The organism is Pseudoduganella aquatica (assembly GCF_020865585.1).
Taxonomy (GTDB): Bacteria; Pseudomonadota; Gammaproteobacteria; order Burkholderiales; family Burkholderiaceae_D; genus Rugamonas; species Rugamonas aquatica_A.
This window is the reverse complement of sequence record NZ_CP086370.1, coordinates 2,650,622-2,669,099: the sequence shown is the minus strand read 5'-3', so window position 1 is coordinate 2,669,099 and position 18,478 is coordinate 2,650,622. Positions and strand designations below refer to the sequence as shown.

22 protein-coding genes are annotated in these 18,478 nt (G+C 64.4%); 4 read left to right on the top strand and 18 right to left on the bottom strand.

Annotated elements, in window-relative coordinates; all coding sequences use genetic code 11:
• Positions 1-53: 53 nt before the first annotated feature.
• Together KT882_RS11815 and KT882_RS11810 are read right to left on the bottom strand one after the other, a co-directional pair.
• Positions 54-1,169, bottom strand: coding sequence for a type IV pilus twitching motility protein PilT (locus KT882_RS11815; RefSeq protein ID WP_161075132.1), 1,116 nt, complete (start codon positions 1,167-1,169; stop codon positions 54-56).
• A gap of 40 nt (positions 1,170-1,209) precedes the next feature.
• Positions 1,210-1,857 (bottom strand): SAM-dependent methyltransferase, encoded by a 648-nt coding sequence (locus tag KT882_RS11810; protein WP_161075131.1) that lies wholly within the window; start codon positions 1,855-1,857, stop codon positions 1,210-1,212.
• A gap of 169 nt (positions 1,858-2,026) precedes the next feature.
• Between KT882_RS11810 and KT882_RS11805 the strand changes: the two genes are divergently transcribed.
• Positions 2,027-2,812 (top strand): head GIN domain-containing protein, encoded by a 786-nt coding sequence (locus tag KT882_RS11805; RefSeq protein ID WP_228895886.1) that lies wholly within the window; start codon positions 2,027-2,029, stop codon positions 2,810-2,812.
• Between the two features lie 50 nt (positions 2,813-2,862).
• On the opposite strand, the gene KT882_RS11800 is transcribed toward KT882_RS11805, so the two are convergent.
• The 8 genes from KT882_RS11800 to purU all read right to left on the bottom strand — a co-directional run bounded on the left by KT882_RS11800 (position 2,863) and on the right by purU (position 9,976).
• Positions 2,863-3,933 (bottom strand): Rpn family recombination-promoting nuclease/putative transposase, encoded by a 1,071-nt coding sequence (locus tag KT882_RS11800; RefSeq protein ID WP_161075129.1) that lies wholly within the window; start codon positions 3,931-3,933, stop codon positions 2,863-2,865.
• A gap of 109 nt (positions 3,934-4,042) precedes the next feature.
• Positions 4,043-6,322 carry a TonB-dependent receptor gene (locus KT882_RS11795; protein ID WP_228895884.1) on the bottom strand — a complete coding sequence of 760 codons (2,280 nt, stop codon included), beginning with the start codon at positions 6,320-6,322 and terminating at the stop codon, positions 4,043-4,045.
• A 7-nt stretch (positions 6,323-6,329) separates the two neighbouring features.
• Positions 6,330-6,842, bottom strand: a complete 513-nt coding sequence (locus KT882_RS11790; protein WP_161075127.1) for a YcnI family copper-binding membrane protein — start codon at positions 6,840-6,842, stop codon at positions 6,330-6,332.
• An 8-nt stretch (positions 6,843-6,850) separates the two neighbouring features.
• A complete protein-coding gene (locus KT882_RS11785) occupies positions 6,851-7,306 on the bottom strand; it encodes a copper chaperone PCu(A)C (protein ID WP_161075126.1) in 456 nt (151 codons plus the stop codon).
• A 55-nt stretch (positions 7,307-7,361) separates the two neighbouring features.
• Positions 7,362-7,754 carry a DUF2946 domain-containing protein gene (locus KT882_RS11780; RefSeq protein ID WP_228895880.1) on the bottom strand — a complete coding sequence of 131 codons (393 nt, stop codon included), beginning with the start codon at positions 7,752-7,754 and terminating at the stop codon, positions 7,362-7,364.
• A 32-nt stretch (positions 7,755-7,786) separates the two neighbouring features.
• Complete coding sequence (locus KT882_RS11775) at positions 7,787-8,509, bottom strand: M48 family metalloprotease (protein WP_161075124.1); 723 nt, start codon at positions 8,507-8,509, stop codon at positions 7,787-7,789.
• A gap of 28 nt (positions 8,510-8,537) precedes the next feature.
• The gene (locus KT882_RS11770) at positions 8,538-9,080 is read right to left on the bottom strand and encodes a YaeQ family protein (protein WP_161075123.1); all 543 of its coding nucleotides are present in this window, start codon (positions 9,078-9,080) and stop codon (positions 8,538-8,540) included.
• 26 nt (positions 9,081-9,106) lie between these two features.
• Complete coding sequence (gene purU / locus KT882_RS11765; protein ID WP_161075122.1) at positions 9,107-9,976, bottom strand: formyltetrahydrofolate deformylase; 870 nt, start codon at positions 9,974-9,976, stop codon at positions 9,107-9,109.
• Between the two features lie 148 nt (positions 9,977-10,124).
• On the opposite strand from purU, the gene KT882_RS11760 reads away from it, so the two are divergent.
• Complete coding sequence (locus KT882_RS11760) at positions 10,125-11,141, top strand: NADP-dependent oxidoreductase (protein ID WP_228895878.1); 1,017 nt, start codon at positions 10,125-10,127, stop codon at positions 11,139-11,141.
• 100 nt (positions 11,142-11,241) lie between these two features.
• The gene (locus tag KT882_RS11755; RefSeq protein WP_161075120.1) at positions 11,242-11,562 is read left to right on the top strand and encodes a KGG domain-containing protein; all 321 of its coding nucleotides are present in this window, start codon (positions 11,242-11,244) and stop codon (positions 11,560-11,562) included.
• Between the two features lie 21 nt (positions 11,563-11,583).
• Here the strand turns inward: KT882_RS11755 and KT882_RS11750 are convergent, their stop codons facing one another.
• Genes KT882_RS11750 through modA form a run of 4 tightly spaced genes read right to left on the bottom strand, consistent with a single transcriptional unit; the run spans position 11,584 to position 14,510 of the window.
• Entirely contained in the window at positions 11,584-12,408 is an 825-nt protein-coding gene (locus KT882_RS11750; protein ID WP_161075119.1) for a TOBE domain-containing protein, read from the bottom strand.
• Positions 12,401-13,093 (bottom strand): ATP-binding cassette domain-containing protein, encoded by a 693-nt coding sequence (locus KT882_RS11745; RefSeq protein ID WP_228895876.1) that lies wholly within the window; start codon positions 13,091-13,093, stop codon positions 12,401-12,403. The genes KT882_RS11750 and KT882_RS11745 overlap by 8 nt, the downstream gene beginning before the upstream one ends.
• A gap of 1 nt (position 13,094) precedes the next feature.
• The gene (gene modB, locus KT882_RS11740) at positions 13,095-13,760 is read right to left on the bottom strand and encodes a molybdate ABC transporter permease subunit (RefSeq protein ID WP_161075117.1); all 666 of its coding nucleotides are present in this window, start codon (positions 13,758-13,760) and stop codon (positions 13,095-13,097) included.
• Between the two features lie 3 nt (positions 13,761-13,763).
• On the bottom strand, positions 13,764-14,510 hold the full coding sequence (modA, locus tag KT882_RS11735; protein ID WP_228895874.1) for a molybdate ABC transporter substrate-binding protein: 747 nt from the start codon (positions 14,508-14,510) through the stop codon (positions 13,764-13,766).
• Between the two features lie 94 nt (positions 14,511-14,604).
• Here modA and KT882_RS11730 point away from each other — a divergent pair, with 94 nt between their 5' ends.
• Positions 14,605-15,111 carry a YgjP-like metallopeptidase domain-containing protein gene (locus KT882_RS11730; protein ID WP_161075115.1) on the top strand — a complete coding sequence of 169 codons (507 nt, stop codon included), beginning with the start codon at positions 14,605-14,607 and terminating at the stop codon, positions 15,109-15,111.
• A 27-nt stretch (positions 15,112-15,138) separates the two neighbouring features.
• Here the strand turns inward: KT882_RS11730 and KT882_RS11725 are convergent, their stop codons facing one another.
• The 4 genes from KT882_RS11725 to KT882_RS11710 all read right to left on the bottom strand — a co-directional run bounded on the left by KT882_RS11725 (position 15,139) and on the right by KT882_RS11710 (position 18,410).
• Complete coding sequence (locus KT882_RS11725) at positions 15,139-15,672, bottom strand: TIGR00730 family Rossman fold protein (RefSeq protein ID WP_161075114.1); 534 nt, start codon at positions 15,670-15,672, stop codon at positions 15,139-15,141.
• Positions 15,673-16,449 carry a tetratricopeptide repeat protein gene (locus KT882_RS11720; protein WP_161075113.1) on the bottom strand — a complete coding sequence of 259 codons (777 nt, stop codon included), beginning with the start codon at positions 16,447-16,449 and terminating at the stop codon, positions 15,673-15,675.
• 10 nt (positions 16,450-16,459) lie between these two features.
• On the bottom strand, positions 16,460-17,125 hold the full coding sequence (locus tag KT882_RS11715; protein ID WP_161075112.1) for a TetR/AcrR family transcriptional regulator: 666 nt from the start codon (positions 17,123-17,125) through the stop codon (positions 16,460-16,462).
• Between the two features lie 70 nt (positions 17,126-17,195).
• Positions 17,196-18,410, bottom strand: a complete 1,215-nt coding sequence (locus KT882_RS11710) for a patatin-like phospholipase family protein (RefSeq protein ID WP_161075111.1) — start codon at positions 18,408-18,410, stop codon at positions 17,196-17,198.
• Between the last annotated feature and the right edge of the window lie 68 nt (positions 18,411-18,478).

Genomic DNA, 18,478 nt, shown 5'->3' with positions numbered 1-18,478 from the left:
TTACGCGCTCCGCGCTAACCCGCCATGCGTGGCATAGGGGCTGCACTGGCCCGCTACACGGCCAAACCGAGGCGGTCGGTGGTGGCGTTGCGCGCATCCTCGGCCGCGATCTTGCCCTCGCCCAGCAGCACGCGCAGCGCGGCGTTCATGGTGTGGCAGCCTTCGCCGCCCTTGGTTTCCATCCAGTCGCGGATGGCGTTGATGCTGCCGTTCTCGATCAGACGCGCCACTTCCGGGTTCATGGTCAGGCATTCCGTGGCCAGGTGGTAGCGGTTGCCCTCCACCGACGGCAGCAGCGCCTGGCACAGCACGCCGCGCAGCGCGTGCGCCAGCGCCTGCTGCTGCGGCTCGCTGTTGCCCAGCATGCGCAGCATCTTCTGCAGGCCCAGCTCGGTGGAGCGCGCGTGCAGCGTGGCCAGCACCAGCGGGCCGGATTCGGCCAGCGCCAGCGCTTCCTGCGCCGTCTGCGCGTCGCGGATCTCGCCGATGACGATCACGTCCGGCCGCTCGCGCAGCGCGTCCAGCGCGCCCAGGTAGAAGCTTTCCACGTCGCCGTCGAAGCCCACTTCGCGCTGGGTGACGATGCAGCGGCGCTGCGGTATCAGCGTTTCCACCGGGTCTTCAATGGTGATGATGTGGCCGGATCGGGTCTTGTTGATCTCGTCCAGCATGGACGCGATGGTGGTGGACTTGCCTTGGCAGGTATCGCCGATGATGAGCACCAGGCCGCTGGTCAGCTTGGAGAATTTCTGTTCGTTGGCGCGCAGGCCCAACTGCGCCATCGCATGCGGTTCCTTGGGGAAGCGGCGGATCACGCAGCCCAGCCGCTTCTTGCCCTGGAAGGTGAAGCAGTTGGCGCGGATGCGCGCCGTGTGCAGGTCGATGGAGCGGTCGAAAGCGCGGTCCTGGATGCGCTCGCGCCAGTTCGGCTCCACCACTTCGAAGAATTCCTCCAGCTCCTCGCGCGTAATGGGCGAATCCGTCACCGCCACCAGGCCTTTGGGCTGGCGCAACAGCAAGGGGCTGTTCTGGTGGATCAGGATGTCGCTGAAGCTCAGCCTGGAATTGAGCAGATGCAGGATCTGCTCGACCAGGGTGCCGAAGACCGGATGGTCTTCGTTTTCTTCATAGCTGAGGGTGCGGATCTGCGAAGACTGGTGGTTGTCCATCGTACTCTACTCTCCGGGTAATAAATGTCGCCTGGAAAGATTATACGGGACGCTTGGGGAATTCAAAGCCTGTTTTCAGGTCCATGTAGACCTTTACGCCACTCTTGTTGACAACCGACTTGGGCGGTGGTGGAACGCCGGCCAGTTCGCGCGTAAACACCTGCAGGCCCTCGCCCTTGCGCAGGTCTTCGTCGGCGCGCTGGAACACATTGGGGCAGCCGGTTTCGGCCAGCAAGGCCTGCACGATGGGCACTTTCCAGGCGTCGGCGGCGCCGGACTGGAAGCTGCACAGCAAAAAGCCTGCCGCGCCGCCGTAATAGTCCACCACCAGGCCGGGCAGGCCGTCTTCTTCGGCGTTAATCAGCTGCATCAGGTCTTCCGGTCCGAGCTTGGCAACGGCGGCGGCCCGCTTGGCGATGGCGGCTTTGACGCGGCGCTTCATCATGGCGTGGTCGACCGGCTCGTCTTCGCGGAAGGTCCAGACGCGGGCGCTGATCTGCTTGGCGTGCGCGTTGTAGGCGGCCCGCGCCAGGAATTTGCGCGACGACGACTGCACGGTGGCGGTGGCGCCGGCCTTGCCTTTTTCCTGCGGACGGCCTTCGACGCGCTCGATGGCGGTCGGATAGATCCAGGGGTCGCCGGCCAGCAAGCTCTTTTCCTTGCCCTGTTTGATGGTGATGATAAGCATGTATTTCCAATGTAGTTGCAGCCGCCATGATACCGCATGGCACGCGCCGCCCCCGGAGGAATGCATTCTATTCCGCCTTCGGCGCAGTCTGTCGCACGGCGGGGGCGTCCGCCGGGGCGATTCCGTACTATCTCCAACATCGAAGCAGATCATACGAGGAGATCACACCATGGCAATCAAACCGACCGTCCGCACCTTCCTGAGCACCACCTTGCTGGCCGCCAGCGCCCTGGCCATCGTGCTGCCGGCCGTCAGCGTGCAGGCCGGCCCTTTGAGCTGGCTGACCAACGGCGAGCGCGTGCAAGGCAGCGGCAAGGCCGGCAAGCAGACGCGCGACGTGGGCCACTTCACCGGCCTGGCGCTGTCCTTGCCGGGCGAGGCGGAAGTACGCATAGGCAATACCGAAAGCGTGACCATAGAAACCGATGACAACATCCTGCCGCTGGTGGAAACCGTCGTGGAGGAAGGCACCCTGCGCGTGCGCCCCGTCAAGCGCAATATGCGGCTCGATACGCGCAGTATGAAAATCATCGTGCAGGCCAGGAGCATGGACCGCATCGCCGTGGGCGGCTCGGGCACGGTGGACGCGGAGAACCTGAAGGGCGCCAATTTGACGTTCGACGTCGGCGGTTCGGGCGCCATCAATGTGCGCGGCATGGAAAGCGAATCGGTGTCGGTGTCGCTGGGCGGCAGCGGCAGCCTGAAGGCAAGCGGCAGCACCGAGCGGCTCAAGGTGTCGATAGGCGGCTCGGGCAAGGTCAACATCGGCCAGCTGGCAGCGCGCGACGCCTCCGTGAGCATAGGCGGATCGGGCCAGGCGACGGTGTGGGCCAAGCAGTCGCTCAGCCTGAGCGTGGCCGGTTCCGGCGACATCGGCTACTACGGCGACCCGCAGATCAGCAAATCCATCATGGGTTCGGGCAGCGTCAAGCGCCTGGGCGGCAGCCCGCAATAATCCTGCGCAGATCACTCCAGCCCGGCAGGCGCACACCCCGCCGGGCTGCACTATTTGGTGTTGAACACGTCCTGCGCGGCGGCGCCGTCGAGCAGGCGCTCGATCCACTCATCCAGCTGAGGCGCCGGCGCAGCGGCGATCCGCGCCGCCAGGCGGGGCGGCACCGTCCCGGCCTGCCGCACCAGCAGCCGCGCCACCATCTGCCGCAGCGCTTCCGCCCGGCCCAGCGCGCACCCTTCCGCTTTACCCTCCGCTTTACCCTCCGCTTTACCCTCCGCTTTACCCTCCGCTTTACCCTCCGCTTTACCCTCCGCCAGTCCGAGAGCCCTGGCCTCTGCACGCTCGCGCTTGCGCGTCTGCTTCGCTTCACGAACGATAGACGCGGTCCATTCATCCAGAGTCAAATTCCCCATGACAATCTCCTCATCAGGCACAAAGTCCGTCATATATTCCTTGCGCTGAACACATCCGGACAACCAGCGCAGCAGGCTGTCGCGGAAAGGCTCGGTGCTGCCGGCTTGCAGCCATCTGGCCAGCGACCTCAGGACTTCCACGCAAGCTTGCCGCGACCGCGAGCGCTCCAGGGCAAACAGCGCCGCGACCATATTGCGCTCGGTATCATCCAGCGTAGTCGCCACCTTGTTTTGATCTATCAACAGGTATTTTAGTTCCGGCTGAAGGGCTGCCAAGCCCTCGGGCTGCGGCAATCTCAAACCCGACAGGGTGTGGCTTGCACTCCAGCGGCGCCTGCCGTTGTAGAGCACGATGGGCAATACCGGCGGCAGCTTGCCGCGCCGGCCAAGTTTGTGCTGCTTGATGAGATCCTGGTATAGCAAGCCCGTATAGACCTGCATGCGCAGCGCCATCCAGTAATCGCAAGTCGACTGGAATTCCAGCAGCAGGTAGACATAGATGCACTGGCCGCCGACGCGCAAGCGCCACACCATGTCGTCATGGCGCTGCTCGCCGTTGCTGCCGACATAGCTGGCATTGATGCGCTCCAGCGCGGATACATCCAGGTTCTTGACCCACGGGTAGAAAACAAACCCGCGCAACAAGTCCAGCATCAGCTCAGGATGCCCAAACAGCTGCTTGTATCCGGTATCGTGCTTGGCCTTCATGGCCTGATTCTAGGTCGCCGCGCCGGAGCACGGCCGCGCTACCGGTACCGGCTTTGACCGGCCTCAAGCAAGGGAGAAAAAGCCCGGCCAGTGGCCGGGCGAGGGGAACTTACAGGTCGAACTTAAGTTCCGCGATCAGCGTGCGCTGGGTGTACGGGTGGAAGGCCCAGTACTTGCGGTTGTTCAGGTTGTCGATACCGAGCGCACCGGTCCACTGGGGCGAGAAGCGGTAGCGCACCCGCAGGTCGGCCACGAAATAGTCCGACACGCCGGTGTAGGTGGCGCCGTTCGGATCGCTGTTGTCCAGCGTGCCGTACTGGCGCCCGCTGTAGCGCGCACCCAGGCTGGTGGTCCATTTGTCCCCGAGGTGGTAGGACGCCAGCAGCGTCGCGCGCCAGTCCGGCACGCGCGGCTGCCGCTTGCCCACGCTGGCCGGCAGCCTGGCGTTGCGGACGATCTCCGAATCGGCGTAGGTTGCGCTGCCGGTCAGCGACAGGCCGTGCACCGGCACATGGTCTGCCTGGTAGGACAGCTCCAGGCCCGTGGTGCGGATCTCGCCCACGTTCTGCACCGTGTTCACCGTGGGCGTCAAGGCCTGCGAATACAGCGCGTCGCGCGTGTTCTCGTGGAACACGGTGGCGCGCAGGCTGCCATGGTCCAGCATGCGCTCGGCGGTCAGCTCGCTGGTCCACGAGCGCTCGGCGCGCAGCGTGGGATCGGTGTTGATGATCTTGCCGTCCACGATGGAGCCCTGGAACAGTTCCGCCGCCGTGGGATTGCGCACGGCGCGGCCGGCGGAGGCTTTCAGCGTCCACAGCTCGGACGCGCGATAGGCCAACGCCGCCTTGGGCGACCAGCTGCTTTCCGAGCGCCCCGGGAAATACAGCAAGCCCGCCGCATTCGATATTTCGCCGCCGAACGCCTGCCAGCGCTCGAAGCGCAAGCCCAGCGTGGCTTTCCACAGTTCGTGTATGCGCCAGGTGTCCTGCGCATACAGGCTGTCCAGCCGCATCTCGCCGTTGAAGGTGGACACGTGCTTGCCATCGCCGGCGCCTATCCAGTCGGCGCTGCTGAAGACGCGGGTGCGCAGCTTGGCGCTGTCGCGCTGCACGCCGAAGTCCAGCACATGCGGCGCCGCGCCGCCTTGTGCGTCCACGCCCGGCCGCCACGTGCCTTTCAGCGCCAGCGTATTCCAGCCGCTGCCGCCCATGTCCGTGATGTTGCCCTGTCCATTCGTATTCAGGTCCGGCACCGCCACCGTGGGGGTGCGCACGCGGTCCCTGGCGTAGTCGTACAGGCTGGCCGCCACTTCCCAGCTGAACTCGCCCTTGCTGTGCTGCTTGAGCGAGAAGCCGTGCATGACGTGTTCAAGATCCCCACGGCTGGGCGCAAAATCCGACGGCAGCAGGCTGTATTTCACGCCCCCCACATTGATGTCGCCCCGGTAGACCGGATTCCCTGCCGCGTCGCGCAGATACGATTGCGACGAGCGCTCCGCATCGTTCTTCCACCAGCCCAGCGTGTAGCTGGCGCGCAGTATCGGCGACGCGTCGTAAGCCAGCTTCACCTTGGCGTGGTCCTGCACCGTATGGATCTGGTTGGTTGCGCCCAGTATCAGCCAGTCCTTGTTGACCGGGTTGCGGTCTGCGATGGCGCCCGTCACAGGCACGCCGCCGCCGCCAACCGTCCCTTGCGACAGCAGCTTGTTGGCGAAGGCGATGGGCTGGCCGTTGCTGTCCAGGCGCGACACATCCAACCACCACGACCACGCGCCCTGGCGGTCGCCGATGGAGGCGCTGCCCTGCTTGCCGTAATGATGGGTATCGCTGCCGTACTGCTTGAAGCCCTGGCCGTAGCCGGAAAGCTTGACGTGCGCTTCCAGGCGCGTCGGCATGCGGGTCTGGAAGTCCACCACCGCGCCCACCGAGTTGCCCGGATATGCAGCCGAAAACGGCCCGTACAGCACATCCACGCGTTCGATTTCCTCCGGCGTGACCAGGCCCCAGCGCGGCGTGTACGTGGCGCCGTTGCCCAGCAGGTTGGACAGCAGTATGCCGTCCGCATACACCATGGAGCGCGCGCTGTTGCCGGTGCCGGACGCCCGGCTGGCCAGCACCGCATGGTCATAGTCGCCGATGTAGCGCTTGCGCACGTTCAGGCTGGGCAGGTATTTCAGCGCGTCCTCGCTGTCGCTGGCGTTGATGCGGTCCTCCACCTGCGCGCCGGTGATGCCTTCTATGGTGGTGGGAATCTGCGTCGGCAGCGAGCTTGGGCGGCCGCCGTTCACGGTGACCACGGCATGATCGGCGTGCGCAGGACAAATCACGGACGCAGCAGCGCCCATCGCCGCCAGCATCACTGCCAGCGGCTTGCATTTCAAATTGTTCATGGCGTTCTCAGTGCTGGTGTACGGGGCCTTCGGCCGGAAGGACGTTCAGTATGGGTGCGGGCGCCTTGACTTTGACGCCAGCCTCGCCGGGAAGCTCATCCCAGGCCACACTACCCTTCACGCACTGCTGCACTATCTTGAAATACTGCTTGCCCGGTTCGGCCGGCAACTTGACCTGCATGGTGAACTCGTCGAAATACGCGTCCTCCAGCGGGCCGCCGGTCCACGTCACCTCGCGCACGGAGGTGGCTATCTTGCGGCCGTGCGACTCCACCGGCACCGACAGCGGACCTTCCACGGTGCGGATTTTCCAGCCCGGCTTGGGCATGGGCTTGGCGCCCGTCACCGCCTCCGGCAGCATGACGGTGATGGACTTGGTCGGACTGCCGTCGCAGCCATGGCCGACGCGGAAGGTCAGCTTCTGGTAGCTGTCCGCCACCGCGGTGGTCTGCTCCAGCGTGACGTGGGCCTGCGCCTGCGCGGCCACGAACAGGGCGGCGCATAAGATGGTTTTCTTCATGGCGGGCCTCACTTCGCGGCGGAATAGGTCAGCGGCCGCACGGCCACATTCAGCTCGATGGTCTCAAGCTTCTTGTCCTTCTTCTGCACCACCAGCGTGAGCGGCACGGTTTCGCCCTCTTTCAGCTGGCGTTTCAGCTGCATCAGCATGATGTGGTAGCCGCCGGAGGCCAGCTCCACGGTCTTGCCGGCCGGGAGGTCCACGCCATCGACCGGCTGCATTTTCATCATATTGTTTTCCATCCCCATCTGATGGATTTCGGCCATGCCGGCCGCGCTGGAGCGCACCGCCACCAGGCGCGCATCCTGCGCCGACTGCAGCTGCATGAAAGCGCCGCTGGCTTTGGCGGCGGGAACGGTGGCGCGCACCCAGGGATCTTTGACGGTGACCTGGGCCTGGGCGCAGGCGGTGGAGAACAGCAGCGCGCATGCCAGGGCCGCGCCGGTAAAGAAAGTGGTTTTCATATCTACCTCTGAAACGATTACGGGATGCGCACTAAGGCGCAGGTGTAAAGCAGTATCAGACTTGCGCGGGCGGCCCGCGCGGGCGCGCGGCCGACCACACCGCGAGCGGCTGCGGTGCGCGATAGAACAGGAATGGGTGCAGCCGGGACGGCGCGGCGTATGGGAGGCCGGACACCAGCGAAGGCGGCATGCCGAGCGTACCGGCGTGGTTGAGGCAATAGCCGCAATCCTCGCCCATGGACATGGCCTTCTTGCCGCCCACGTCCTCCAGCTGCAGGAAAGAGAGCGACAGCGGCTTGCTCTTGTCGGCGCGGCAGATTTCAAAGGCTGCCGGGTTGCCCTCGGCGTAGGCCATGGCGTGCGAGATCGACGGCGCGAGCGCGTTCATCAGCACCGCGGTAAGCGCGATCCAGATCCACAGCGCCTGGTATTTCCACCGTTTGGTCAATCTCGTTTGCATGGTGCGAAATTATACATTAGCTAGCGCCCCGCTGCTTCAAGGATGCCGGCCAGCTCCTGCGCCGCCTTCCAGCGCTGGGACGGCGCCGGATGGACGTGCTGCTCGAAATTGGGCGCGTGGCTGGCGCGCACCAGCTTCAGGTAGTAGCGCGCCAATGCCGCGCCTGGCCAGCCCACGCGCCAGGCCAGCTTCAGCCCTTCGCGGTCGGCCTCGGCCTCCTGCTTGAGGCCCAGCGGCGCGAGCTTGCGCATCAGCGCCGAGTCGTTGTCGACCGCGTCCTCCAGCTCGGCGAAGGGACGCTCGCGCCACGCCGGCTCCAGGCGCATGGCTTCCTCGTACTCCAGCAGATTGTGGCGCAGCACGGCGTGCGCAATCTCATGCGCCAGCAGCATGGCCAGTTCTGCGTCGCCGAGCAGCAGCTTGTCCACGTAGGCGCGGCTGACCAGCAGCTTGCCGCCCGCCATGGCATAGGCATTGTCGTCGCCTTCCGGCGTGGTGTGGACTTCCCATTGCCAGCCGGCCGATTCGGGATAGTCGTGCATGGCCTGCGCGATCAGGGGCTTGACGATGCGCTGCACGCGTTCGTGGAAAACCGGATCGGAATCCAGCTGGTGCTGGGCCTGGAGCTCGCGCAGATAGCCGCGATACTGGCGCTCGGCGCCGGCCATGACTTCGGCATGCGACAGCGCCGAGGCGGCGCCCGCAGAGAGGAGAAGCAGCAATCCGAACAGAAAGCGGTGCATGCAGTTATTGTGCCACAGTGCCGGCGGGTTAGCGCTCGTCCTTGAAGGTTTCGCGCTCGATCAGCACCGTGTCGGCGCCGTCGGTCAGCCAGATCTGGCCGTCCTGGATGGTGCATTGCAGCTGCATGGTACGCTGGGCCATCTTGGCCAGCTGCTCGGTCGCCTCGGACTGCAGGTTGATCACGCTGAGGTTCTTCGCGCGCTCCACCTTGTTCGCCAGCGCCTTCCACCAGATATGGCTGGTGGCGTTGTAGCTGTACACCACCACGTGCTCCGAACGGCCCGCGCCTTTCAGCAGCTTCTTGTCATCCGGCTGGCCCACTTCGATCCACAGCTGGATGGCGCCGGTCAGATCCTTCTGCCACAGGTCCGGCTCGTCCACGTCGAACAGGCCCTTGGTGAAGGTCAGGTGCTCGTGCGCGTGGATGGCGAACGCCAGCAGGCGCACCATCATGCGTTCGTCGGTCTCGGACGGATGGCGCGCCAGCGTCAGCACATGCGTGTCGTAGTAATTGCGGTCCATGTCCGCAATCGATAGTTCTGCTTTGTAGATTGTTGCCTTGAGTGCCATTGCTTACTTCACTAAATTCTAAAGGGTTATTTGAAGACGACGGTCTTGGCGCCGTTCTGCAGCACGCGGTGTTCGACGAACCATTTCACGGCGCGCGCCAGCACAACGCACTCCACGTCGCGGCCGATGGCCGACAGCGTGTCCGCGTCCATGGAGTGGTCCACGCGCTCCACGTCCTGCTCGATGATAGGGCCTTCATCCAGGTCGCTGGTGACGAAGTGCGCCGTGGCGCCGATCAGCTTCACGCCGCGATGGTGTGCCTGCGCATATGGCTTGGCGCCCTTGAAACTCGGCAGGAAGGAATGGTGGATATTGATCGCCTTGCCCTTCAGGCGCGCGCACAGCTGCGGCGACAGGATCTGCATATAGCGCGCCAGCACCACCAGGTCGATCTGGTGGTTGTCCATCAGCTCGATAATGCGCGTTTCCTGCGCCAGCTTGGCCTCCTGGGTCGCACCGGCCGCCAGCGGCAGGTAGTGGAAAGGAATGTTGTAGCTGGCCGCCAGCTGGTAGAAGTCCATGTGGTTGGACACGATGGCGGGAATCTCCACCGGCAGCAGGCCGCTCTTGTAGCGGAACAGCAAATCGTTCAGGCAGTGGCCGATTTTCGATACCATCAGCATCACGCGCGGCTTGGCGTGCGCGTCGCGCAGCTGCCAGTCCAGCTTCATGCTCTCGGCCAGCTGGGCAAAATCGGCGCGCAGCTGCTCGTCGCTCACGCCCGGCTCGTCGCGCGAAAAATGCACGCGCATGAAAAACAGCTGCGATTCCGCGTCGCCGAACTGCGCGGAGTCTATGATGTTGCAACCGTGTTCAGCCAGGAAGCCCGACACGCGATGCACGATGCCGCGCTGGTCCAGGCAGGATAAAGTAAGGATGTATTCTGGATGCGTCATGTCAATTTGTAAGGTTAGACGAATATCAACCCGCTATTGTCGCACGCTTGCGCGGCCGCGCCCTGAATTTGAAAAATAGCACGGTCGTTCAATTCTGCGCTATAGTTAGCAAAGCAGTTAAGAACCTCACCTATCTGGAGACATACAAATGACCTTGGAGAACCTGCAATTCCGCCTGGCCAGCCGCCCCGTGGGCATGGCGAAAGACACCGACTTCCAGCAAGCGGCCGAAGCGCTGCGCGAGCTGGCCGACGGCGAGATCACCGTCAAGACGCTGTACCTGTCGCTGGACCCGGCCATGCGCGGCTGGATGAACGACGCCAAATCCTACATCCGCCCGGTGGCCATCGGCGAAGTGATGCGCGCCGGCGGCGTGGGCGAAGTGGTGGCCTCCAAGTCCCCCAAATTCGCGGTGGGCGATGTGGTCTCCGGCGGCATCGGCGTGCAGGCCTACTGGCAAGGCGCGGCCACCGACAAGACCGCGTCCTTCTTCAAGATCGACAGCAAGCTCGCGCCGCTGACCACCTGGATGAACACCCTGGGCATGCCCGGCATGACGGCCTACTTCGGCCTGCTGGAAGTGGGCCAGCCGAAAGCCGGCGAAACGGTGGTGGTGTCCGGCGCGGCCGGCGCCGTGGGCCAGACCGTGGGCCAGGTGGCCAAGCAGCTGGGCTGCCGCGTGGTGGGCATTGCCGGCGGCAAAGAGAAATGCGACTTCGTGGTCAAGGAGCTGGGCTTCGACGCCTGCATCGACTACAAGACCGGCTCGGTGCGCGACGGCCTGAAAGAACACTGCCCGCAAGGCGTGGACGTGTATTTCGACAACGTGGGCGGCGACATCCTGGACACGGTGCTCACGCGCATCAACATGAAGGCGCGCATCGTGATCTGCGGCGCCATCTCGCAATACAACAACACCACGCCGGTGAAAGGCCCCGCCAACTACCTGTCGCTGCTGGTCAACCGCGCCCGCATGGAAGGCATGGTGGTGTTCGACTACGCCGACCGCTACCACCTGGGCGTGGCCGCGCTGGCGGGCTGGCTGAAGGAAGGCAAGATCAAGAGCAAGGAAGACGTGGTGCAAGGCCTGGAAAACTTCCCGCAAGCACTGACCATGCTGTTCGAAGGCAAAAACTTCGGCAAACTTGTGCTTAAAGTCGCCTGAACCTCAAACTCGCGGAACTAAGCGCCGCGACACTTCTCTAATTGACGGAGCAGCCAGCTAGGCTGCCCGTCCAACACTCACTAAGATCAAGGAGAAGGTCATGGCTACAAGCGAACAAGGCAAAAGCAGCACCACCAAGGGCACGGCAAAACGGGGCTTTGCGGCAATGGATGAAGCGCAGCAGCGCAGCATCGCGAGCAAGGGCGGCCAGGCCGCGCACCAGAAAGGCACGGCGCACGAGTTCGATTCCGAAGAAGCGCGCCGCGCCGGCCAGAAAGGCGGCGAAGCAGTCAGCCGCGACCGCGAGCACATGGCGGAAATCGGCCGCAAGGGCGGTGAGAGCCGCCAGTCCGCCAGCCGCCAATCAGCCAGCCGCGCTGCCGGCAACCGCCAGGGCGCCGACAAACCAGAAGAAAAATGAGGGCGCCGGCCGGCCCGGCTGCTAGCCCGGTGCGCCGACGATGACGCTGGAGGCCTTGAACAAGGCGGTCACTTCCATGCCCTCCTTCAGTGCCAGGGCCGCGCAGCTTTCCAGCGTCACGGTGGCGCCTATGGTGCCGCCGCCCGGCAAGGCGATGCTCACGTCCGCATTCACGGCGCCCGGCACCAGGCGCGACACCACGCCTTTCAGCTGGTTGCGCGCCGACAGCCGCGTCCCGTCGGCGTGCACCGCCACGATCACCGAGGTCGCCTTCACCAGCGCGAACGCGGCCGAGCCCACCGCCAGCCGCAGCGCTTCCGTACTCTCGCGCGTGATGATGGCGACGATGCGCTGCCCGCCCACTATGTCTATGCTCACTTCATCATTCACCGCACCGGCCTTGATGGCGGCCACGGTGCCGGCAAAATGGTTGCGCGCGCTGGTCTTCATTTTCATGGTCTGGATCAAAAGGAAATCATCGGCCAGCGCATGCGACTGGCTGCTCAGGTGCTCGACGAACAGGCGGTGCTCGCGGTCTATCTTGCGGAAATTCTCCACCAGCTGCGCACCGCGCCGGGTCAGGCGCGTGCCGCCGCCGCCCTTGCCGCCCGCCAGGCGTTCCACCAGCGGTTCGCCGGCCAGATTGTTCATCGCCTCGATGGCGTCCCACGCGCCCTTGTAGCTCATCTTGACGGCCTTGGCAGCCTGCGTGATTGAACCGTGCTCGGCAATGCTGGCCAGCAGCGCCACGCGGTCCGTACCGCCCAGCTGCTGGCCGCCCACCGTCATCCAGACTTTGCCTTGCAGAGCCAGTTCCTGCCCTTGTTCTTGATCTTTGTCAGCCATGGCGGCCTCCCTCCCTATTTTCTTCGACAATGGCGCCGTCGGCCATCGTCAGCACATGGTCGCCGAAGATGCGCGCATCCTCCGGATCATGGGTAATCATCAGCATGGGGATGCCCAGGCGCGCCAGCAAGGCGTCCAGCTCCGCGCGCATGCGCACGCGCAGCACCGGGTCCAGCGCGGCAAAGGGTTCGTCCAGCAGCAGTGCGGCCGGGTCGGCGATCAGCGCGCGCGCCAGCGCCACGCGCTGCCGCTGCCCGCCCGACAGCTGCGACGGAAACTGGTGCGCCACCGCCTGCAGCTGGAAAGCCTCCAGCCAGTATTCCAGCTGTTCGCCGTGCGCGCGCGGCGAGGGATTGAACCAGCCCTGCTTCAGCCCGAATACGATATTCTGCCGCACGTTCAGATGCGGGAACAGCGCATAGTCCTGGAACAGATAGCCGACGCGGCGACGCTGCACCGGCAGGTTGACGCGCGCCGCACTGTCGAACAGGCGGCGTCCGCCCAGTTCTATGCTGCCCGCGTCCGGCGTAATCAGGCCAGCCACGGCTTTCAGCAGCATGCTCTTGCCCGCTCCCGACGCGCCATAGATGACGATGCGGCGGCTGTCCGAGCGCAGGCGCGCCTTGAGCGTGAATTCGCGCGTGCCGGCGCGCAGGGTCTTGGCGATGTCGATCTGGATCTGCATATCAGGCTTCCCGCTTGGGCGTGAGCTTGTTGGCCAGCACCAGCACGGCGACGCAGGTGACGGAGGTGATAATGACCAGCAGGTTGGCCGTGTCGTCCTGCCCCGCCTGCACCGCCTCGTAGACCGCGATGGACAGCGTCTGCGTCTTGCCGGGGATGCTGCCGGCCACCATCAGCGTGGCGCCGAACTCGCCCATGGAGCGCGCAAACGCCAGCAAGGTGCCGGCCAGCACGCCGCGCCAGGCCAGCGGCAAGGTCACGCGCAGGAACACGCCGATGGCCGAGACGCCCAGCACGCGCGCGGCGTCCTCCAGCTGCGTGTCCACCGTTTCAAAAGCGGAGCGCGCCGCCTTCAGCACCAGCGGAAACGCCACCACGGCGGCGGCGATCACCGCCGCCTGCCAGGTGAAAATCAGGTTGATGCCGAAGTGCTGCTGCAGCCAGTGGCCTATCGGGCCGTTGCGGCCTATCAGCACCAGCAGGTAGTAGCCCAGCACCGTGGGCGGCATCACCATGGGCAGGGTCAGGAGCGCGTCCAGCATGTCGCGGCCGGGGAAACGGCAGCGCGCCAGCAGGTAGCCGAAGGCCACGCCGCACACCACGTCCAGCAGCGTGGCCCACAGCGCCACCTTCAGCGACAGGGCAAGGGCGATCCATGCGGACTGCATCTATTACGGACGCCCGAAGCCGTATTTCGCCAGGATGGCCTGCCCGGCCGGCGCCTGCGCGAACGCCAGGAAGGCGCTTGCGCCGGCCGCGTTAGGCGCGGTGCGGATGGCGGCGATGGGGTACAGCACCGGCGTGGTGGTCGGCACCGGCAGCGCGACCTTCACCTTGCCCTTCATCACCAGCGCATCGGTGGCATAGACGAAACCGGCGTCCACTTCGCCGCGCGCCACATAGTCCAGGCTCTGGCGCACCGAAGTGCCAAACACCAGCTTGGGCTCGACCGCGGCCCACAGGCCGGCCGCCTCCAGCGCTTCCTTGCTGTAGCGGCCCACCGGGACGCCGGCCGGGTTGCCCATGGTGATGCGGGCCACGGCGGGCAGGCGCAGGTCGGCCAGGGTTTTCAGCGGCAAGGTGCTGGCGGACGGGACCACCAGCACCAGCGTATTGCTGACGAAGTTCTTGCGGCTGCCGGCGGCCAGCAACTGCTGCTGCGTGGCCTTGTCCATCGCATCCTGGTCGGCGGAGGCGAACACGTCCACCGGCGCGCCCTTGGCGATCTGGGCGACGAGAGCGTCCGAGGCGGCGAAGTTCAGCAGCACCTTGTCGCCCGGATGCGCGGCTTCATAAGCCTGCGCCAGCTCCTTGAAGGCGTTGGTCAGGCTGGCGGCGGCGGACACGGTGATATCCGCAGCGAAGGCGCCGCCCATGGCCGACGCGAGCGCGGCGGCGAGACAAATCTTCTTCAGCATCAAGTACTCCTTCTGGATGGAAAACCGCAATATACCTGATTATATAGCGGAATATGATACATTCTCGCCTCCCCACCTATCCGGCAGTCCGTATATGCAGCCCCTGAAGTACCTCAGCGCCTATTCCGAGCAAATGCAGCAGCAAGTCCAGCAACTCATTGCGCAGGACAGGCTGGGCGAAGTGCTGAAAAAACGCTACCCGAGCGCGCACGACATCCGCACCGACAAGGCGCTGTACCAGTACGTGCAGGATTTAAAGACCGAGCACCTGCGCAACGCCTCGCCGATCGACAAGGTGGCGTTCGACAGCAAGATCCACGTGATCAACCACGCGCTGGGGCTGCACACGTCCATCTCGCGGGTGCAGGGCGGCAAGCTGAAAGCCAAGCACGAAATCCGCGTGGCCACCATGTTCAAGGAAGTGCCGCTGGAATTCCTGCGCATGATCGCCGTGCACGAGCTGGCGCACGTGAAGGAAAAGCAGCACGACAAAGCCTTCTACAAGCTGTGCACCTATATGGAACCGAACTACCACCAATACGAGTTCGACCTGCGCCTCTACCTGACGCAGCTCGACATCAGCGGCAGCAAGCTCTGGTAGCTGCTGAAATGCAAAAAGGGGTCAGGGTTAAAGGAAACGCTGCAGCAGCGTGCCGGGCACCGATTCGACCATCATCAGCTCGGCGTGCTGGGGACGGATGAAGCCTTGCCCGGTGGCGTGGCCGATGAAGCCTACCAGGCTGTCGTAGAAGCCATCCACATTCAGCAACCCTACCCGCTTGCTGTGGATGCCGAGCTGCGACCAGGTCAGCATCTCGAACAGTTCTTCCATCGTGCCCATGCCGCCGGGCATGGCGATAAAGCCGTCCGACAGCTGCGCCATCATGGCTTTACGCTCGTGCATGTCCTTGACGATGAACTGGCGCGTCAGCCCGGTGTGCCCCACTTCGCGCTCGACCAGGGCGGTGGGAATCACGCCCGTCACTTCGCCGCCCAGGCGCAGCACTTCGTCCGCGATCACGCCCATCAGGCCGACATTGCCGCCGCCGTACACCAGCGACAGGTTGCGCTCCACCATGCCGCGCGCCAGCGCCCTGGCCGCTTCCGCATAGCGCGGCGTGGCGCCGCTATTGGCGCCGCAGTACACACACAACGATTTCACTTATTCTTCCTCGATCTCGGCCTTCGCCAGTTCCACGTCCAGCCGCTCGTTCGCGTCGCGCGCCTCGAATGCGGCTGCCTCTTCGTACAAGGCGACAGCTTCGTCCATTTTCTTCTTGCCGTCCAGCATGGCCAGCGCATTGGCGTATTCGATGCGCGCTATAGCACTGTCGGGATTGAGCTCCAGCGCCTTCTTGAACAGCTTGTAGCCTTCTTCCTTTTTCGCGCCGTAGGTCAGCCCGCCTATCATGGCGCCCACCTTGTCGACGATCTCGGCGTGGTAGCTGCCCAGCGCAATGTGCGCGTCGGCGTGCTTGGGCGCCAGCTTGATGGCCATGTCCAGGCTGTTCTTGACCTTGGCGCCTATGCCCTGCGCCAGCGCCTTGACCACCGAGATGCCCTGCGCGTAGCGGCCCAGCGAGTAGGCGTGCCAGTAGTAGGCGGCGGCGTTCTTGGGCTGCTCTTGCTGCTGCTGTTCGCAGCGCTCGGCCACTTCCTGGAAGATGGCGAGCTTTTTCTTTTCGCTCGGTTCCAGATAGGTGGCGTAGATGCAGGTGGCGCGGTGCGCTACCGAGTAGCCGTCCGCGCCCAGCGCCAGGCCCAGCTCGGCGGCTTTCTCGAACTCGCCGGCATGGTAGGCGATCCAGGCCTGCACCAGTTCCGCCTTGGCCGGATAAGGTTCGGCGTCGTTGGCGTGCAGGCGCGGCCAGGCTTTTTTCAGGCTGGCTGCCGTGTAGACGTAAGTGTCTTCAGGATGCGGGAAGGTCTTCCATGCCATGCTTATCTCCTTAGCTTATCTTTTTTAGGTATTCTTCCGACAGTTTCTGGAACAGCAGCTGCGTTTCATTGCGCAGGTAGGGGCCGATTTGCGACAGCACCTGGTAGCAGCCGCGCGCCAGCGCGTCCGCCATCGATTGCTGCTCGCTGTACTTGCGCGGGTTGCGCACATATTCGTAGGACAGCCAATACGTCGCCACCACCACCATATTGGTGGACATGGCCTCGATCACCGCGTCCGACGCTTCCAGCGAGCCTTCGCTGCGCAGGTCTTCGCACAGCTGCTTGGCGACCTTGATCTTGTGCGCCAGGATCTGCTTGAAATGCAGCTCCAATTTGCGGTTGCGCGACAGCAGGTCGTTCAGGTCGCGGTAGAAAAAGCGGTAGCGCCAGATCAGTTCAAACATCAAATGCAGATACAGCCACACGTCTTCAATATTGGAGCGGCGGCCGTCCGGCACTTGCAGTATGCGTTCTATCTCCCCTTCGAATTGCGTGAAGATGGAATTGACGATGTCGTCCTTGTTGCGGAAGTGGTAATACAGATTGCCGGGCGAGATATTCATCTCCTCGGCGATCACCGTCGTCGTGATATTGGGCTCGCCGAATTCATTAAACAGGCGCAGGGATAATTCGAGAATTCGTTCGCGGGTACGGCGAGGTGCTTTCTGTAGCATGGCGGATGATCTTTGTTTTTGTTCCCGCAAGGATAACACCGATGATGCGCTTTTAGAAACGGCGTACCGGTCAGCGCCCATGCGCTACTTTCAGGTAGCGCTCCAGGTCGGACAGGGCCGCATCCAGCCGTCCCAGCGCCTTGCGGCGCGGCCGCTGGCGCACCAGGGTCAGGCTGCTGTCTTCCAGCACGTTCAGCTTCAGCCGCATGCCGTGCCGCGCCAGTTTGGGGCCCAGCTCGTGGCGCTGCTGCCACAGCATCAGCCGCGTGTTCTGGTAGGCCTGCTCGCAGGTGCGGCGGCGGTTGTTATAGCTGAACATATTGGTAAAGAACAGCTCGGCATCGTCCTCGCTGGGCTGGAACAGCAGGATGTCCACGTCCGGATGGCTGACCTGGTAACTGGCCAGCCCGGTCTCCAGGCGCGAGTGCAGGATGGAACGCACGGTCTGCGACAGCACGTCGATCAGCCCGCCGTTGGTGAGCTTGCGCGCGCCCTGCCTGAAGCGCGCGTTGTAGGGCACGATGGGATTCACGCACAACAGCAGGTCCACACCGTGCTCGAGCGCGATGGAGCCGTGCATGGTCTTGCGCAGCGCGCCGTCGACAAAATGGTGGCCGCCGATTTCCACCGGCGGGAACAAGCCGGGCACGGCGGAGCTGGCTTGCACGGCGACCGAGATCGGCGTGTCGTCCCAGCCGGGCTCGCCAAAGCAAACGGCTTTGCCGGTATCGAGGTCGGTGGCGACGATGCGCAGCTTGCGCGGCAACTGGCGGAAGTCGTTGCTGCGGCCCTGGGCGGCGAAGGCGGCCTTCAGGAAATTGCCTATGGCGTCACCGGACAGGAAGCCGGCCGGCAGCGCTTCGGTCAGGCGCTCGAAGGACGATGCCAGGCTGCCGCGCTGGCGCGCATAGTGCAGCGCGCCGCCGGCCAGCAGGCCGGGCAGCATGCGCGCGCGGCGGCCGAACTCGCGCAGGGCGGGACGCAGCAGGGTTTCGGGTTTGAACAGCATGGCGCCGGCCGGGGCGTGCGGATCGTCCACATCGCTCTCGACGAACAGGCGGCACATCTGGTGCGGGGTGTAGCCGTTGGCCAGGGCGGCGCTGATGATGGCGCCGGCGCTGACGCCGACGTAGATTTCGGCGTCGTTCAGGTCCAGGCCTTCAATGGCTTCGGCCAGCGCGGCCAGGGCGCCTATCTCGTAGACGACGGCCAGCGGTCCGCCGCCGGCCAGGGCCAGGCCGACCTTGGGTGCCACGGCAGGCGCGGCAGCGGGTTTTCTAGGCATAGACTTTCATTGCAGCTTTCCCTCGGACCCGGTCCGCGAACGGACCGGGGGAGGAGGACCGAGGGAAC

Coding starts and splice junctions, on each gene's coding strand:
- KT882_RS11815 (WP_161075132.1), bottom strand. CDS start 1,169: ATGGACAACCACCAGTCTTCGCAGATCCGCACCCTCAGCTATGAAGAA.
- KT882_RS11810 (WP_161075131.1), bottom strand. CDS start 1,857: ATGCTTATCATCACCATCAAACAGGGCAAGGAAAAGAGCTTGCTGGCC.
- KT882_RS11805 (WP_228895886.1), top strand. CDS start 2,027: ATGGCAATCAAACCGACCGTCCGCACCTTCCTGAGCACCACCTTGCTG.
- KT882_RS11800 (WP_161075129.1), bottom strand. CDS start 3,933: ATGAAGGCCAAGCACGATACCGGATACAAGCAGCTGTTTGGGCATCCT.
- KT882_RS11795 (WP_228895884.1), bottom strand. CDS start 6,322: ATGAACAATTTGAAATGCAAGCCGCTGGCAGTGATGCTGGCGGCGATG.
- KT882_RS11790 (WP_161075127.1), bottom strand. CDS start 6,842: ATGAAGAAAACCATCTTATGCGCCGCCCTGTTCGTGGCCGCGCAGGCG.
- KT882_RS11785 (WP_161075126.1), bottom strand. CDS start 7,306: ATGAAAACCACTTTCTTTACCGGCGCGGCCCTGGCATGCGCGCTGCTG.
- KT882_RS11775 (WP_161075124.1), bottom strand. CDS start 8,509: ATGCACCGCTTTCTGTTCGGATTGCTGCTTCTCCTCTCTGCGGGCGCC.
- KT882_RS11770 (WP_161075123.1), bottom strand. CDS start 9,080: ATGGCACTCAAGGCAACAATCTACAAAGCAGAACTATCGATTGCGGAC.
- purU (WP_161075122.1), bottom strand. CDS start 9,976: ATGACGCATCCAGAATACATCCTTACTTTATCCTGCCTGGACCAGCGC.
- KT882_RS11760 (WP_228895878.1), top strand. CDS start 10,125: ATGACCTTGGAGAACCTGCAATTCCGCCTGGCCAGCCGCCCCGTGGGC.
- KT882_RS11755 (WP_161075120.1), top strand. CDS start 11,242: ATGGCTACAAGCGAACAAGGCAAAAGCAGCACCACCAAGGGCACGGCA.
- KT882_RS11750 (WP_161075119.1), bottom strand. CDS start 12,408: ATGGCTGACAAAGATCAAGAACAAGGGCAGGAACTGGCTCTGCAAGGC.
- KT882_RS11745 (WP_228895876.1), bottom strand. CDS start 13,093: ATGCAGATCCAGATCGACATCGCCAAGACCCTGCGCGCCGGCACGCGC.
- modB (WP_161075117.1), bottom strand. CDS start 13,760: ATGCAGTCCGCATGGATCGCCCTTGCCCTGTCGCTGAAGGTGGCGCTG.
- modA (WP_228895874.1), bottom strand. CDS start 14,510: ATGCTGAAGAAGATTTGTCTCGCCGCCGCGCTCGCGTCGGCCATGGGC.
- KT882_RS11730 (WP_161075115.1), top strand. CDS start 14,605: ATGCAGCCCCTGAAGTACCTCAGCGCCTATTCCGAGCAAATGCAGCAG.
- KT882_RS11720 (WP_161075113.1), bottom strand. CDS start 16,449: ATGGCATGGAAGACCTTCCCGCATCCTGAAGACACTTACGTCTACACG.
- KT882_RS11715 (WP_161075112.1), bottom strand. CDS start 17,125: ATGCTACAGAAAGCACCTCGCCGTACCCGCGAACGAATTCTCGAATTA.
- KT882_RS11710 (WP_161075111.1), bottom strand. CDS start 18,410: ATGCCTAGAAAACCCGCTGCCGCGCCTGCCGTGGCACCCAAGGTCGGC.